Below are 14,027 nucleotides of genomic sequence, written 5' to 3'. Positions count from 1 at the left end.
GTCGCTGCGACGGCAGCGATCAGGCGATCGCCGCGGCGGCCGTCGCGCCCCATCCGCGCGACTGCCCGGCCGGCGACCGGCGCTGCGGCACGTTCCACGGGTTCGCGTCCTGCAACGCGGGCGGCAGCAGCGCGTCGGGCACCGACTGGTACGCGACCGGCCGCAGGAACCTCGAGATCGCAGCCGTGCCGACCGACGTTGATCCGCCGGCGTCCGTCGTCGCGGGCCACGGTCCGCCGTGCTGCATCGCGGGCGTCACGGCGACGCCGGTCGGCCAGCCGCCGACGAGCACGCGGCCCACGCGGTCGGCCAGCGCACGCACGAGCGCGCGGCTCGCATCATGCTCGGCTCCGGATGCCTCGTCGGCACCCAGGTGCACCGTGGCGGTGAGCTCGCCCTCGAGGAACTCGTCGACGAGGTCGGCGAGGTCGGCGCCGTCGGGCACCTCGACGAGGATCGACAGCGGTCCGAACGCCTCCTCGGCCAGCTGCTCCCGCGACGCACGGAAGTCGTCGAGCGACACCCGCAGGATCGTCGGCGTCGCCCAGCCCTGCTCGTCGGCGTCGACGCGCAGTGCGCCCTCGGCGACCGCGACGACGCCGGGCGCGCCGAGCACCTCGCCGCGGCGTGCCGCGAAGCCGCGGGTGATGCCGGGGTTCAGCAGCCGGTGCTCGGCGAGGCCGGCCGCCGCCTCGGCGACGCGTGCGACGAGCCGGTCGGCGGCTTCGGCTCCGGCGGGGACGAACACGACGCCGGGCTTCGTGCACAGCTGCCCGGCGGAGCCGCTCACGCTCGCGACGTACCCGGCCGCGAGCTCGGCGGCGCGCTCGTCGATCGCGGCGCGCGTGACGAAGACGGGGTTCACGCTGCCGAGCTCGCCGTAGAACGGGATCGGCGACGGCCGCGCGGCGGCGAGGTCGGCGAGGTGCCGGCCGGCGCGCAGCGAACCCGTGAACGAGGCGGCGCGGATGCGCGGGTCCTGCAGGATCGCGACACCCGCCTCGACGCCCTCGACCAGCTGGAACACGCCGTCGGGCAGTCCGGCCGCCGCGAGCGCGTCGCGCACGGTCGCGGCCGTCGCGCGCGACAGCTCGGGGTGGCCCGGGTGGGCCTTGAGCACGACGGGGCATCCGGCGGCGAGCGCCGACGCGGTGTCGCCACCGGCGACCGAGAACGCGAACGGGAAGTTCGAGGCCGCGAAGTTGACGACCGGGCCGACCGGCACCAGCATCCGCCGCACCTCGGCGCGCGCGCCGAGCACGAAGTCGGGGTCGGCGTCGTCGATGCGCACGTCGAGGTACGTGCCGTCGAGCACGGTCTCGGCGAAGAGCCGCAGCTGGACACTCGTGCGGGTGAGCTCGCCGCGCAGGCGCGGTTCGCCGAGCCCCGTCTCGCGCATCGCGATCGACACGAGCTCGTCGGCCGCGGCGTCGAGCGCGTCGGCGACGGCGACGAGGGCGCGCGCCCGGTCGGCCGGCGACGCGTCGGCGAACGGGCCGGCTGCGGCGGATGCGGCGGCCGCGACGGCGGCGAGGTCCTGGGATTCGGTCATGCGGGTCTCCTGGTGCGTGCGAGGTGCGTGGCGCGCTTAGAACTGGAAGCCGGTGGGGAAGGGATCGCTCGGATCGAGCAGGTACTGGCCCATGCCCGTCACCCACGCGCGCCCGGTGATGGTCGGGATCACGGCCGGCCGACCGTCGATCTCGGTCTCGGCGACGAGTCGGCCGACGAACCGGCTGCCGATGAACGACTCGTTGACGAAGTCGGTGTCGAGCGCGAGCTCGCCGCGGGCCCAGAGCTCGGCCATGCGCGCCGAGGTCCCCGTGCCGCACGGCGACCGGTCGAACCATCCGGGATGGATCGCCATCGCGTGCCGCGAGAGCTGCGCGTTCGAGCCCGGGGCGATGAACTCGACGTGGTGGCAGTGGTCGAGTCCGTCGATGGTGGGATGCCTCGGCGGCGCCTGCTCGTTGATCGCATCCATGATGGCGAGACCGGCGTTCAGGATCTCCTGCTGCCGGGAACGGTCGAAGGGCAGGCCCACGTCGTCGAGGTCGACCATCGCGTAGAAGTTGCCGCCGAACGCCATGGAGTACGGCACCGACCCGTAGCCGGGCACCTCGACCGAGGCATCCAGCACGTCGACGTAGCTCGGCACGTTCTCGATGGTGACCGAGTCGGCGTGGCCGTCGGTCACCTGCACGCGCGCGATCACGAGACCGGCCGGGGTGTCGAGCCGGATCTCGGTCACGGGCTCCACCACCGGCACCATGCCCGTCTCGACGAGCACGGTCGCGACGCCGATGGTGCCGTGCCCGCACATCGGCAGGCAGCCCGACACCTCGATGTAGACGACGCCCCAGTCGCAGTCGGGGCGCGTCGGCGGCTGGAGGATCGCCCCGCTCATCGCGGCGTGCCCGCGCGGCTCGTTCATGAGGAAGAGCCGAAGGTCGTCGAGGTTCGCCATGAAGTGCAGGCGCTTCTCGTTCATCGTCGCGCCGGGGATGACGCCGACGCCGCCGGTCACGACGCGCGTCGGCATCCCCTCGGTGTGCGAGTCGACCGCCGTGATCACTCGGTTCGAACGCATGGGTGGATCTCCTGCCGGTTCGGTTCGGCCCGTCAGCGGGCCGAGACGAGGTCGCGGCTCGCCGCGTACTCCAGTGCCTTCAGCGTGTCACGCCGCACGATCGCCTCGTGCTCGGCCGAGAGCGGGCCGCGCGGCGGACGGGTCGGTCCACCGTAGCTCTGGCCGGCGATGTCGATCGACAGCTTGATGGCCTGCACGAACTCGGTCTTCGAGTCCCAGCGGAACACCGCGACGAGGCCCTTGTAGAGGTCGCGCGCGGCGGCGATCTCGCCGGCCTGCACCAGGTTGTAGATCTCGACGGCCTCCTTCGGGAAGGCGTTCGGGTAGCCCGCGAACCAGCCCGTCGCACCCACCACGAGCGACTCGAAGAGCAGGTCGTCGGCGCCCGCGATGACGTCGATGCCGCAGAGCTCCTGGATCTCGAGCACGCGGCGGATGTCGGTCGTGAACTCCTTGATCGCGACGACGTTCTCGAGCTCGAAGAGCTCGGCGACGAGGTCGGGCGTGAGGTCGACCTTGGTGTCGATCGGGTTGTTGTAGAGCATGATCGGCAGGCCGACCTCGTTGATGCGCGTGTAGTGCTCGATGACCTCGGCGCGGTTGGCGCGGTAGATCGTCGGGGGCAGCGCGAGCACGCCGTCGGCGCCGTCCTCCTTGGCGTACTCGGCCCACTTCACGGCCTGGTGCCAGCCGACGCCGTGCACGCCGGCGACGACGAGGCCGCGCCCGCCGACCGCCTCGACGGCGACCTGGATGACCTTGCGGCGCTCCTCGTCGGTGAGCGAGGAGTACTCGCCGAGCGATCCGTTCGGGCCGACGCCGCGGCATCCGTTGCTGATCAGGAAGTCGCAGTGCTCGGCGAACCGGTCGTAGTCGACGGCGAGTCCGGCCGGGGCGGCGGCGTCTTCCTTGAACGCGAGCGTCGTGGCGACGACGACGCCGCCGAGGTCGAAGCGGTCGGTCATGGGGTTTCCTTTCGTAGATGCCCTTCGGGGCGGTTCGGTGCCGAGGCGCCGGCGAGTTCGGCGAGGCGAACGGGTGCGGCGATCGGACGTCGGTCGGTGCTGACGCCGTCGGCGAAGCCGCCGTCGCCGCCGAGCAGGTGCTCGACGGTGCGTCCGCAGATCCGGCCCTGGCAGATGCCGAGGCCGGCTCGGGTCGTGAGCTTGAGCGAGCGCAGGCCCGTGGAGCAGGTCGCGTCGCCGGTCGCGCGCAGGCGCCCGTACGGCACCTCCTCGCAGCGGCAGACGAGCGTGTCGTCGTCGAGCCACGCCGTCCAGCCGGAGCGGATGCCGTGGGACGCCTCGATGCGGCCGGCGAAGTCGGTGGTGGTGCGCCGGGCGCGCATCTCGCGCGAGATCTCGGCGTCGGTCGGCGAGCCGCCCGCGGCGACGTGACCGGCGACCGCTCCCTCGGCCAGCGCGGCGTCGACGCCGCCGATGCCGGTGATCTCGCCCGCCGCGTAGACGCCGGCGACACTCGTGCCCTGGCCTGCGTCCACGACGACGAACCGGTCGGAGGTGATCGCGCAGCCGGCCGCGATGGGCAGTTCGAGCCGTGGCGTGAACCCGTGGCTGACGCAGACCGCGTCGGCCTCGACGCGGCGCTCGGTGCCGGCGATGGGCCGCCAGTCGCGGTCGAGCGAGGCGATCGTGACCGCCTCGACGCGGTCGGTGCCGTGCGCCGCGACGACCGCGCTGCCGGTGCGGTACGGAATGCGGTGGCGCACGTGGTTCCACGCGTAGCCCGCGAGCTCGCCCGCCTTGCCGACGGCGCCGATGAGCGCCCACGGGCGGGGCAGCCAGCCCGCGGCCAGCCGTCCGGGTCGGTTGGCCTCATGCACGCCGACGACCCGGGCGCCCGTCGCCGCGAGCGACGCCGCGACGGGGAGCAGGAACGGCCCCGCTCCGGCGACGACGACGCGCTCGCCCACGGCGACGCGCTCGCCCTTCGCGAGCGCCTGCGCCGCGCCCGCGGTGAAGACGCCGGGCAGGTCCCAGCCGGGGAACGGGAGGGTGCGGTCGTGCGCGCCCGTCGCGAGCACGAGCGCGTCGGGGCGGATGCTCCGCGCCACGCGATCCGCGCCGTCGACGGGGCCGACCAGCACGTGCACGACGAGCGCGGCCCGCGCCGCGGCGCCGGCGACCGCGCGATCACCGCCGTCGATGAGGCGACCGTCGGCTCCGACGCGACCGTCGTCGTCGGCCGGCTCGATCGCCCAGACCTGCGCGCTCGTGAGCACCTCGCAACCCGGGTCGGCCTCGAGTTCGCGGCGCATCCGCTCGAAGCGGGCCCAGCCGTGGTGCAGCGCGCGCTCGCGCGCGGCCGGGCGCTGCGGGGGCAGGTGGCGCCAGTACTGGCCGCCGAGCTCGTCGGCCGCGTCGAGCAGGGTGACGGCGGCGCCGCGCGCGCGGGCCGCGAGCGCGGCGGCGAGACCGGCCGGACCGGCGCCGACGACGAGCACCTCGGTCATCGGTGCACCTCCGGCAGCTCGTCGTGCTGCGAGGAGACCACGTCGCCGTCGCACGCGCGGCGCTGGCAGGCGCGCACGTCACGGTCGCCGTTCACGGTCACGATGCAGTCGAAGCAGACCCCGATGCCGCAGAACAGGCCCCGCGGACGCCCGTCTGACGAGGTGCGCCGCCACGCGAGGCGGCCGTTCGCGAGCACGATGCCGGCGATGGTCTGGCCGGCGGCGCCCGTCACGGGCTCGCCGTCGACGTGGATGGTGACGGGTGCGGTCGGGCCGGGGCGGATCGGGTCGGACCCGGCCGGCAGCATGCGGGCGCTCATGCGGCCTCCTCGGCCAGATGGGGAGCGAGGCTCGCCCGCTGCGGCGAGAACGGCGACGGGTCGATCGGGGCGGCACGGCCGGCGATGCCCGCCGCGATGAGCTCGGCCGTCGCGAGCGAGAGCCCGATGCCGGCTCCCTCGTGGCCGGTCGCGTGCCAGAGCCCGTCGAGCCGGTGGTCGGCGCCGATCACGGGCAGGTGGTCGGGCATGTAGGGGCGGAACCCGCCGTAGGCGCGCATGACGCTCGCGCCCGAGAGGAAGGGGAACAGCCGGAGCGCCTTGGCTGCGACCTGGCGCAGCACCTCGACCCGCATCCGGTCGTCGAAGCCGACCTGCTCGCGGCTCGAGCCGACGAGCACGGTGCCCGCGGCCGTCGACTCGACGACGCTCGAGGTCTGCAGCGCCGCGTCGCTCGACTGGGTCGCGCCGAAGTAGTCGCCGTCGTAGACCTTGCGGAACACGCGGTGCGGCATGCGCGTCGTGACGAGCACCATGCCGCGGCGCGGGCGCACGGGCAGGTGGGCGCCGAGGCGCGAGCTGATCTCGCCGGTCCAGGGGCCGGCGGCGAGCACGACCCGGTCGGCCGCGATCTCGCCTGCGGTCGTCGCGACGCCGCGGAGCCGGCCCTGCGCATCGCGCAGCGCGCCCGTGACCTCGACGCCCGTGCGCACCTCGGCGCCGTGCCGGCGGGCCGAGGCGAGCAGCGCCTCGGTCGCGACGACGGGCTGCACCTGCGCGTCCTCGGGGTAGTGCACGGCCGCGGTGATGCCGCGCGCGAGGTGCGGCTCGAGGGCGAGGGCGTCGTCGACGCCGATCACGCGGGCGTCCACACCGGCGGCGCGCTGGGTCTGCGCGAACGCGGCGAGCGGCTCCGCACCCTGCTCGGTCGTCGCCACGACGAGCCCGCCCTTGGGCTCGTACTCGACGGCGGGGAAGTCGGGGCCGAGCTCGTCGGCGAGGGCGGCGACGGTGCCGGGCCAGAGGGCGGCCGCTCGCTGGGCGAGCACGAGCTCAGGGCCGGGACCCTTGTCGGAGACGAGGAGGTTGCCCTCGCCGCGGCCGGTGGTGCCCGATGCGGCCGCGTCGCGCTCGAGCACGACGACGCGCAGACCCTCGGCGGCGAGGGCACGCGCGCAGGCCGCGCCGACGATGCCGGCGCCGATGACCGCGACGTCGTATCCCATGCGCCCCTCCTCGGTCGCCGACCGCGGCACCCTGCCGCCCTCAGTAATATGTCACACATTTATTGCGAATGGAAGCGCCCCCGACGCCCCCGTTCCGGGGGTGCCCGCTACTCCCGCTCGGGGTTCCCCGCCCACCAGCCGAGGGTGTGGTGGATGTGCCGGTGCATGAGCTCGCGGGCCGCCTCGGCGTCGCCCGCGGCGAAGTGGTCGAGCAGCAGCAGGTGCTCGGCGGCCGACTCGCCGAGCCGGTCGGACTCGAGCATGGTGGCGAGGCCCACCAGGCGCGTGCGCGAGCGGAGGTCCCTCACGATGTCGACCAGCAGCCGGTTGCCGAGCATCTGCGTGAGCGAGAGGTGGAACTCGAGGTCGGCCGCGAGGTAGGCCTGCAGGTCGCCCGACGCGGCGCCCTCGACGATCTGCTCCGCCACCGCCCGCATCTCGTCCATGCGGTCGGCCGGGAACATCGTGGCGAGCCGTTCCATCGCGGGGGGCTCGAGGAGCTGGCGCACCTCGACCAGCTCGCGCAGCGCGTCGTCGCTGACCTCGGTCACCCGGAAGCCCTTGTTGCGCACCGGCTCGACGAATCCGCGGCTCTCGAGGTCGAGCATGGCCTCGCGCACGGGCGTCGCCGACACGTCGAACTGCGTCGCGAGCGTCGGCACGGTCAGGAGCGTGCCCGGCGCGAGCTCGCCCGAGATGATCGCGGCCGACAGCGCGCGCTCGACGTGCGAACGCAGGCTGCGCTGCTCGGGCGGCTTGATCATCTGCAGGCTCATCGCCGGCCCCTCTTCTCCGTGCGCTCGGTGCGATCCGTGCGCTCCGTACCAACCGTGCGCGACCTCACCGGGTGCGCATCCACTCCTCGAGCCCGCCGGCGTCGAGCGGCAACGCGTCGGAGAGCACCTCGGAACCACTGCTCGTGATCAAGATATCGTCCTCGATGCGAACGCCGATGCCCCGCAGTTCGGGGGGCAGCGTCTCGTCGAACGCGTGGAAGTAGAGACCGGGCTCGACCGTGAGCACCATGCCCTCGCGCATCGTCGCGCCCTGGTATGCCTCGTAGCTCGACCTGGCGCAGTCGTGCACGTCGAGGCCGAGGTGGTGCCCGATGCCGCACACGAGGTAGCGCCGGTGCTGCTGGCCCCGGTCGGAGAGCGCCTCGTCGACCGAGACGGGCAGCAGTCCCCAGTCGTGCAGTCCGTTCGCGATGACCTCCATCGCGGCGTGGTGGAAGTCGGTGAAGGCGCGGCCCGGTCCGACGGCCGCGAGGCCCGCGCGGTGCGAGCGCTCGACGAGGTCGTGCACCGCGCGCTGTTCGGCGCTGAACGTGCCCGACGCGGGGAACGTGCGGGTGACGTCGGCCGTGTAGTACGAACGGGTCTCGACGCCCATGTCGAGCAGCAGCAGCTCGTCGGGCACGACCGGCCCGTCGCAGCGCACCCAGTGCAGGGTCGGCGCGTGGCCGGCGCTGCCGACGATGGTCGCGTAGCCCGGGCCGTTGCCCGCCGTGCGGGCGTACCGGTCGAAGGTGCCCTGCAGCCACCGCTCGCCGCCGCGCTCGATCGCGGTCGGCACCTCGCGGATGACGTCGGCGAAGCCCTCGACCGTCGCGTCGACGGCGCGGCGCAGCTCGAGGATCTCCCACGCGTCCTTGATCATGCGCAGTTCGGCGAGCACGCGGCCGAGCTCCCGGGAGGCCGGCGACGCGGCACCGGGCCGGGCGCCGCCGCCGCCGGCCGAGAGCACCGGATGCCCGGGCGCACCGCCGACGAGCAGCTCGCCGGTCGCGGGAAGCGCCCCCTCGAGCCGGCCGAGCGGCTGCACCGCGAGGTCGAGGGCGCCCGCCCAGTCGTCGAGGCTCGGCGCCGAGCCGACCCACAGCTCGCCGTGCGCGGCATCCCGGAAGAACCCGACCTCGCCGGGGTACGCGGGCGGCGGCAGGTACAGCGTCGCATCGTGGCCGCCCGGCGCGGGGGTCAGCACGAGCACGCCGTCCTCGACGGGGCATCCGGTCAGCCAGAAGAAGTCGCTGTCGGGCCGGAAGTCGTACGCGGTGTCGTTGGAGCGCACGGGCGCACGGCCCGCCGAGACGGCGATCACCCGGCCGGGGAACTCGGCCGACAGGCGCGCGCGGTGGCTCGCGGCCGCGGCGGCGGCTCCGGGTTCGACGTTCGGCGTGCGGTCGGGCGTGCCCCAGCCCGTCGCCATGTACTCCAGGAAGGCGGGGATCTCGGCGAGGCGCGGCAACCGCGGATCGGGTTCGGCCGGCTGCGGCATGCTCGTCGCGGCGGCGTGGTCGTGGCGGTGCGCGGTGTCGGTCATGCCGCGGTTCCTTCCGGTTCGGGTCGGGATGCGTCGGCGCGGGATGCGTTGGGTCGGGATGCGTCGGCGCGGGCCGCGTCGGCACGGGATGCGTCGGCGCGGGCCTCGTCGGCGCGGGCCTCGTCGGCGCGCGGTCCGCCGCGCTGGGCGACGAGCTCGACCAGGCGCGGGAAGACCCGCTCCGAGCCGATGCCGTCGTGCTCGTACTCGTTGGTGACCCACGCCTGCACGTTGCCGACCGCTCGCGCGGTCTCGAGCTGCAGTCCGGAGTCGACGTACATGTCGTCGAAGTAGACGGCCGCCGCGACCGGCACCTCGTTGGCGGCGAGCCGGTCGAGGTCGTACAGCGGCGACCAGTCGGCGCGCCGCGCGAGCAGCTCGACCGCGTCGCGGAAGGGCCGGAGCGTGCGGATCTCCTCGAACATCCAGGGGTACATCATCTCGCCGGTGAAGAGCAGCGGGCGGGCGGTCTCCGCGAACTGCGGATGCCTCGCGCGCTCGGCCTCGGCCGCCCACGCGGTCGGCCCGGTGCCGGCGTGGCCGTAGATCGACTCCTGCATGACCGCGAACAGCGGGTTGTCGGCGTAGGAGCTGCGCACCGTCACCTGCGAGAGGAAGGTCTCGGTCAGCTCGCCGGATGCCGCGTCGAACGCCTCGTCGACGAGGTGATGCATCCGCTCGTAACCGGGCTTCATGCCGAAGTCGATGCCGAGGCTCTGCAGCCGCCGCACGGTGAGCCGGTCGCCGTCGGGAAGCAGCACCTCCGACGCGGCGAGCACGTCGGCGATGCGGGCGACGGATGCCTCGTGCTGCGGGTAGCGCGCGTAGAACTCGCGGTTCTTCTGCTCGGTGCGCGGGTACGTGCGCCGGTACACCTCGGTTGCGTCGGGGTGGATCGACGCGAGGCCGCCGGTGACGTAGCAGGCGGCCAGGCCCTCGGGTGCCTGCGAGAGATAGGTGAGCGTGAGGAACCCGCCGTAGCTCTGGCCCAGCGTCGACCAGCGGCGCGCGCCGAAGATCGCCTTCCGCAGGTGCTCCGCATCGGCGACGATCGAGTCGGCGCGGAAGCGCGCGAGGTACTCGGCCTGCGCGTGCGCGTCGCCGATGCGGCCGATGTTGCGACCCGTGATCGGCGTCGACCGGCCCGTGCCGCGCTGATCGAGCAGCACCACGCGGTGGGTCTTCAGCGCCTCGCCGATCCATCCGTCGGGCGCGGTCGGCCGAGGGCCCTTGCCGCCGGGTCCGCCCTGCAGGTAGACGAGCAGCGGCAGGTCTTCACTCCGGCGCTCGGGCGCGACGAGCTCGCGCGCGAACACCTCGATGGTCGCGGCATCCCGGTCGCCGAACCAGTCGAGCGGCACGCGCTCGACGTGGTCGCGCACGTGCATGCCCGGGATCGTGTACTCGGCCGTGATCATGCGGCTCCTCCCCCGACGCGAGCCCGCGGCTCGGCCGGCTCGGTCGATTCGGCGTTCTCGGCGGCCGCCTCCGCGGCCAGCATCTCCAGTCTGCGCCGATCCCACTCGGGATCGATGCGCGGAACGGCCGCGAGCAGCGACTTCGTGTAGTCGTCCTGCGGTCGCTCGAAGACGTCGTCGCGGCTGCCCGACTCGACGATGCGGCCGCGGTGCATGACCGCGATGGTGTCGGCGATCTGGCGCACCACGGCGAGGTCGTGCGCGATGAACACGTAGCTGAGGCCGAGGTCGGCCTTCAGCTCGTTCAGCAGGTTGATGACCCGGGCCTGCACCGACACGTCGAGCGCCGAGACCGCCTCGTCGCAGATCACGAGCTTCGGGCGCAGGGCCAGCGCCCGCGCGATGCCGATGCGCTGCGCCTGCCCGCCCGAGAACTGCGACGGGTAGCGCTGGGCGTGGTCGGGGTTCAGCCCGACCCGCTCCATGAGCTCGGCGACGAACGCGCGCCGGCCCTGCGGCGGCGTGATGCGCTGGTAGTCGAGCGGCGCCGAGATCAGGCGCTCGACCGTGTGCTTCGGGTTCAGCGACGAGTACGGGTCCTGGAAGACGACCTGCACGTTCTGCCGGAACGACGTGAGCGCGCGGCCGGTCGCCGACGTGACATCCTCGCCGTCGAACTCGAGCGTGCCGCGCGTCGGCTCGATGAGCTTCGCGATGATGCGAGCCGTCGTCGACTTGCCCGAGCCGGACTCGCCGACGATGCCGAGCGTGCCGCCGCGCGGCACCTCGAAGCTGACGTCGTCGACCGCGGTGAACCGCGCCTTGCCGGCGACGACCTTGCCGGTGCCGCGGGTCACGAACTCCTTGGTGACGCCTCGCGCGGCGAGGATCGGACCGGCGCTCATGCCTGCACCCCCTTCAGGGTCTCGAACGGGTCGTCGATGCGCGGCAGCGCGTCGAGCAGGGCCCGCGTGTACGGGGCCCTCGGCGCCGTGAAGATCTGCTCGGTCGTGCCGCGCTCGACCTCGTCGCCGTCCTTCATGACGAGCACGTCGTCGGCGACGCGGCTGACCACGGCGAGATCGTGCGTGATGAAGACCATGCCGGTGCCGGTCTGGCGCTGCAGGTCGGCCAGCAGGTCGAGGATCTGCGCCTGCACCGTGACGTCGAGCGCCGTGGTGGGCTCGTCGCAGATGATCAGGTCGGGCTCGAGGCAGATCGCCATCGCGATCATGATGCGCTGGCGCATGCCCCCCGAGAACTGGTGGGGGTAGTGGTCGATCCGCCGGTCGGGGTCGGCGATGCGCACGCGCTCGAGCGCCTCGATCGCGACCTTGCGCGCAGCCGCCTGGCTGCCGCCGCGGTGGGCGCGGTACGCCTCGGTGATCTGGACGCCGATCGTGTAGTACGGGTTCAGCGACGAGAGCGGGTCCTGGAACACCATCGCGATGCGGTCGCCGCGGATGCGCCGGAGCTCGCGGTCGGTGCGGCCGAGCAGCTCGTGGCCGAAGAGTCGCACGCTGCCCGTCGCCGTGCCGCCGCGCGGCAGCAGTCCCATGACGGCGAGCGAGGTCATCGACTTGCCCGACCCCGACTCGCCGACGATGCCGAGCGTCGTGCCCTGGTCGACCCGGAACGACGCGTCGCGCACGACCGTCGCCGGGCCCGACGAGGTCGGGAAGCTCACGCTGAGGTGCTCGACCTCGAGCAGCGGCGCCCCGACGACCGGGATCGAGATGGTCCGTGCTGCGGACGTGATGCTCATGCCGACCTCACCCTCACTCGCGGGTCGAGACCCGTGTACGCGACATCCACGACCATGTTGCCGATGACGACGAGCAGGCCGGCGAGGAGCGTGACGCCCATGATCACCGGCTGGTCGTTCTTCGTGATCGAGTCGGCGGCGAGCTTGCCGACGCCGTTCAGGCCGAACACCGTCTCGGTGATCAGCGCGCCGCCGAGCAGTCCCGCGAAGTCCATGCCGAACAGCGTCACCACCGGCGTGAGCGATGGGCGCAGCGCGTGCCGGCGCATGACGAGCGACTGGTCGAGGCCCTTGGCCCTCGCCGTCCGCATGAAGTTCTGCCCGAGCGTGTCGATGACGTTCGTGCGCACGATGCGCGAGTACATCGCCGCGTAGCCGAACGCGAGCACGAGCCACGGCATCAGGTACGCCTGGAACCAGGCGACCGGGTCCTCGGTGAAGCTCGCGGCGTGCGGGAACGGCAGCCACTGGAGCTGCACGACCAGCACGTACTGCAGCAGCAGCGCGACGAAGTAGTTGGGCAGGCTGATGCCCGCGAGCGCGCCGAACATGACCGTGCGGTCCCAGCCGGTGCCCTGCTTGACGGCGCTGAGGAGGCCTCCGCCGACGCCCGCGAGCAGCCAGAGCACCGCGGCCCCGACGGCGACCGTGACGCTGACCGGCATGCGGTCGGCGATCATGTCGGTCACCGACTGGTTCGTCTGGAAGCTGAAGCCGAGGCACGGCGCCGCGCAGGTGATGGCGCCGGCGCCCTCGCCGTAGGTGCGGCCGACGAAGATGCCGCTCACGAACTGCCAGTACTGCTGGAGGAAGGGCAGGTCGAGGCCCAGCTGCGAGCGGATCTGGTCGATGCGCTCGGGCGTGCAGGTCTTGCCGCAGATCTGCACCGCCGGGTCGGGCGAGAGCCAGAAGAAGATCGCGAACGTGAACAGCGAGATGAGGAAGAGGACGAGGATGCCGGCGAGCACGCGCCGCAACAGGTAGAAGAGCATCAGGCGGCGTCTCCCGTGTCGAGGGCCTTGCGCAGGTGGTCGCCGAGGACGGTGAACGCGAAGACCGTGAGGAAGAGGAACGTGCCGGGGATCAGGAAGTACATCGGGTCGACCGCGTACCAGCCGACCGCGGTCGAGATCATCTGACCCCACGACGGGGTCGGCGGGGTCACGCCGACGCCCAGGAACGAGAGCCCCGCCTCGGTGCCGATGTAGCCCGGCACCGCGAGGGTCGCGAGCACGATGATCGTGCCGCGCAGGTTCGGCAGCACCTCGCGGAACGCGATGCGCAGCGGCTTCGCGCCCGAGGCGCGGGCGGCCTCGACGAACTCGCTGTTGCGCAGCGACATCGTCTGCCCCCGGATGATGCGCGCCGTGTACGGCCAGCCGAAGATGCTCAGCACGATCACGAGCAGCGCGGGCCGGTTGCCCGCCGGCAGCGCCGAGAGCAGCGCGATCATGAAGATCAGCGTCGGGAACGCCATCAGGAAGTCCATGACGCGCGAGATCACCTGGTCGGCGATGCCGCCGAAGTATCCGGCGATCATGCCCAGCACGACGCCGATCGTGGTCGTCACGAGGGTCGCGCTGACCGCGATCAGCAGCGACACCTGCGCGCCGTAGGCGACGCGGATGAAGATGTCGCGCCCATTGCCGGGCTCGACGCCGAACCAGTGCTCGGCGCTCACCCCGCCGAGCGGCCCGATCGGCAGCCCGCCGAGGTCGGAGTCGATCGCGGTCGGGTCGAACTCGTACGGGTCCCAGCCGGTGATGGCCGAGAGCACGGGCGCGAGGATCGCCATGAGGGCGATCGCGACGATGATCACGATGCTCGCGATCGCGCCCGGAGACGTGCGGAGCGAGTGCAGGACGCGCCGGGCCGGGGTGGGGGCACCGCCCGAAGGCAGTGCCCCCTTCGCCTCGGTCTCGACCGCCAGTTCGCTGGGAACCGTGGTCATGCGA

At 73.0% G+C, this 14,027-nt stretch carries 13 protein-coding genes; all 13 read right to left on the bottom strand.

What is annotated here, in order from left to right; genetic code table 11:
• Window positions 1-19: 19 nt before the first annotated feature.
• The 13 genes from GE115_RS05505 to GE115_RS05445 all read right to left on the bottom strand — a co-directional run bounded on the left by GE115_RS05505 (window position 20) and on the right by GE115_RS05445 (window position 14,023).
• Entirely contained in the window at window positions 20-1,552 is a 1,533-nt protein-coding gene (locus GE115_RS05505) for an aldehyde dehydrogenase (NADP(+)) (protein WP_153683751.1), read from the bottom strand.
• Window positions 1,553-1,588: 36 nt separating this feature from the next.
• A complete protein-coding gene (locus GE115_RS05500) occupies window positions 1,589-2,590 on the bottom strand; it encodes a proline racemase family protein (RefSeq protein WP_153683750.1) in 1,002 nt (333 codons plus the stop codon).
• 32 nt (window positions 2,591-2,622) lie between these two features.
• Window positions 2,623-3,555, bottom strand: a complete 933-nt coding sequence (locus tag GE115_RS05495) for a dihydrodipicolinate synthase family protein (protein ID WP_153683749.1) — start codon at window positions 3,553-3,555, stop codon at window positions 2,623-2,625.
• Complete coding sequence (locus GE115_RS19075) at window positions 3,552-5,063, bottom strand: FAD-dependent oxidoreductase (RefSeq protein WP_153683748.1); 1,512 nt, start codon at window positions 5,061-5,063, stop codon at window positions 3,552-3,554. Before GE115_RS19075 ends, GE115_RS05495 begins: the two co-directional genes overlap by 4 nt.
• Window positions 5,060-5,383 (bottom strand): (2Fe-2S)-binding protein, encoded by a 324-nt coding sequence (locus GE115_RS05485; RefSeq protein ID WP_153683747.1) that lies wholly within the window; start codon window positions 5,381-5,383, stop codon window positions 5,060-5,062. The genes GE115_RS19075 and GE115_RS05485 overlap by 4 nt, the downstream gene beginning before the upstream one ends.
• The gene (locus GE115_RS05480) at window positions 5,380-6,567 is read right to left on the bottom strand and encodes an NAD(P)/FAD-dependent oxidoreductase (protein WP_153683746.1); all 1,188 of its coding nucleotides are present in this window, start codon (window positions 6,565-6,567) and stop codon (window positions 5,380-5,382) included. Before GE115_RS05480 ends, GE115_RS05485 begins: the two co-directional genes overlap by 4 nt.
• Before the next feature lie 107 nt (window positions 6,568-6,674).
• Window positions 6,675-7,343, bottom strand: coding sequence for a GntR family transcriptional regulator (locus tag GE115_RS05475; RefSeq protein WP_153683745.1), 669 nt, complete (start codon window positions 7,341-7,343; stop codon window positions 6,675-6,677).
• A 64-nt stretch (window positions 7,344-7,407) separates the two neighbouring features.
• Window positions 7,408-8,889: an aminopeptidase P family protein gene (locus GE115_RS05470; RefSeq protein ID WP_246190548.1), complete on the bottom strand. Its 1,482-nt coding sequence runs from the start codon at window positions 8,887-8,889 to the stop codon at window positions 7,408-7,410.
• Window positions 8,886-10,307 carry an alpha/beta fold hydrolase gene (locus GE115_RS05465; protein WP_153683744.1) on the bottom strand — a complete coding sequence of 474 codons (1,422 nt, stop codon included), beginning with the start codon at window positions 10,305-10,307 and terminating at the stop codon, window positions 8,886-8,888. Before GE115_RS05465 ends, GE115_RS05470 begins: the two co-directional genes overlap by 4 nt.
• Window positions 10,304-11,212, bottom strand: a complete 909-nt coding sequence (locus tag GE115_RS05460; protein WP_153683743.1) for an ABC transporter ATP-binding protein — start codon at window positions 11,210-11,212, stop codon at window positions 10,304-10,306. The genes GE115_RS05465 and GE115_RS05460 overlap by 4 nt, the downstream gene beginning before the upstream one ends.
• Entirely contained in the window at window positions 11,209-12,072 is an 864-nt protein-coding gene (locus tag GE115_RS05455; protein WP_153683742.1) for an ABC transporter ATP-binding protein, read from the bottom strand. The genes GE115_RS05460 and GE115_RS05455 overlap by 4 nt, the downstream gene beginning before the upstream one ends.
• Window positions 12,069-13,064, bottom strand: a complete 996-nt coding sequence (locus GE115_RS05450; protein WP_153683741.1) for an ABC transporter permease — start codon at window positions 13,062-13,064, stop codon at window positions 12,069-12,071. Before GE115_RS05450 ends, GE115_RS05455 begins: the two co-directional genes overlap by 4 nt.
• Window positions 13,064-14,023: an ABC transporter permease gene (locus GE115_RS05445; protein WP_153683740.1), complete on the bottom strand. Its 960-nt coding sequence runs from the start codon at window positions 14,021-14,023 to the stop codon at window positions 13,064-13,066. The genes GE115_RS05450 and GE115_RS05445 overlap by 1 nt, the downstream gene beginning before the upstream one ends.
• Between the last annotated feature and the right edge of the window lie 4 nt (window positions 14,024-14,027).

The organism is Agromyces agglutinans, from assembly GCF_009647605.1.
GTDB lineage: Bacteria > Actinomycetota > Actinomycetes > Actinomycetales > Microbacteriaceae > Agromyces > Agromyces agglutinans.
Note: the sequence above shows the minus strand (reverse complement) of the source record. Positions and strands in the feature narration are given on the sequence as shown.

Coding starts and splice junctions, on each gene's coding strand:
- GE115_RS05495 (WP_153683749.1), bottom strand. CDS start 3,555: ATGACCGACCGCTTCGACCTCGGCGGCGTCGTCGTCGCCACGACGCTC.
- GE115_RS05485 (WP_153683747.1), bottom strand. CDS start 5,383: ATGAGCGCCCGCATGCTGCCGGCCGGGTCCGACCCGATCCGCCCCGGC.
- GE115_RS05465 (WP_153683744.1), bottom strand. CDS start 10,307: ATGATCACGGCCGAGTACACGATCCCGGGCATGCACGTGCGCGACCAC.
- GE115_RS05470 (WP_246190548.1), bottom strand. CDS start 8,889: ATGACCGACACCGCGCACCGCCACGACCACGCCGCCGCGACGAGCATG.
- GE115_RS05455 (WP_153683742.1), bottom strand. CDS start 12,072: ATGAGCATCACGTCCGCAGCACGGACCATCTCGATCCCGGTCGTCGGG.
- GE115_RS05450 (WP_153683741.1), bottom strand. CDS start 13,064: ATGCTCTTCTACCTGTTGCGGCGCGTGCTCGCCGGCATCCTCGTCCTC.
- GE115_RS05505 (WP_153683751.1), bottom strand. CDS start 1,552: ATGACCGAATCCCAGGACCTCGCCGCCGTCGCGGCCGCCGCATCCGCC.
- GE115_RS05475 (WP_153683745.1), bottom strand. CDS start 7,343: ATGAGCCTGCAGATGATCAAGCCGCCCGAGCAGCGCAGCCTGCGTTCG.
- GE115_RS05480 (WP_153683746.1), bottom strand. CDS start 6,567: ATGGGATACGACGTCGCGGTCATCGGCGCCGGCATCGTCGGCGCGGCC.
- GE115_RS05445 (WP_153683740.1), bottom strand. CDS start 14,023: ATGACCACGGTTCCCAGCGAACTGGCGGTCGAGACCGAGGCGAAGGGG.
- GE115_RS05500 (WP_153683750.1), bottom strand. CDS start 2,590: ATGCGTTCGAACCGAGTGATCACGGCGGTCGACTCGCACACCGAGGGG.
- GE115_RS19075 (WP_153683748.1), bottom strand. CDS start 5,063: ATGACCGAGGTGCTCGTCGTCGGCGCCGGTCCGGCCGGTCTCGCCGCC.
- GE115_RS05460 (WP_153683743.1), bottom strand. CDS start 11,212: ATGAGCGCCGGTCCGATCCTCGCCGCGCGAGGCGTCACCAAGGAGTTC.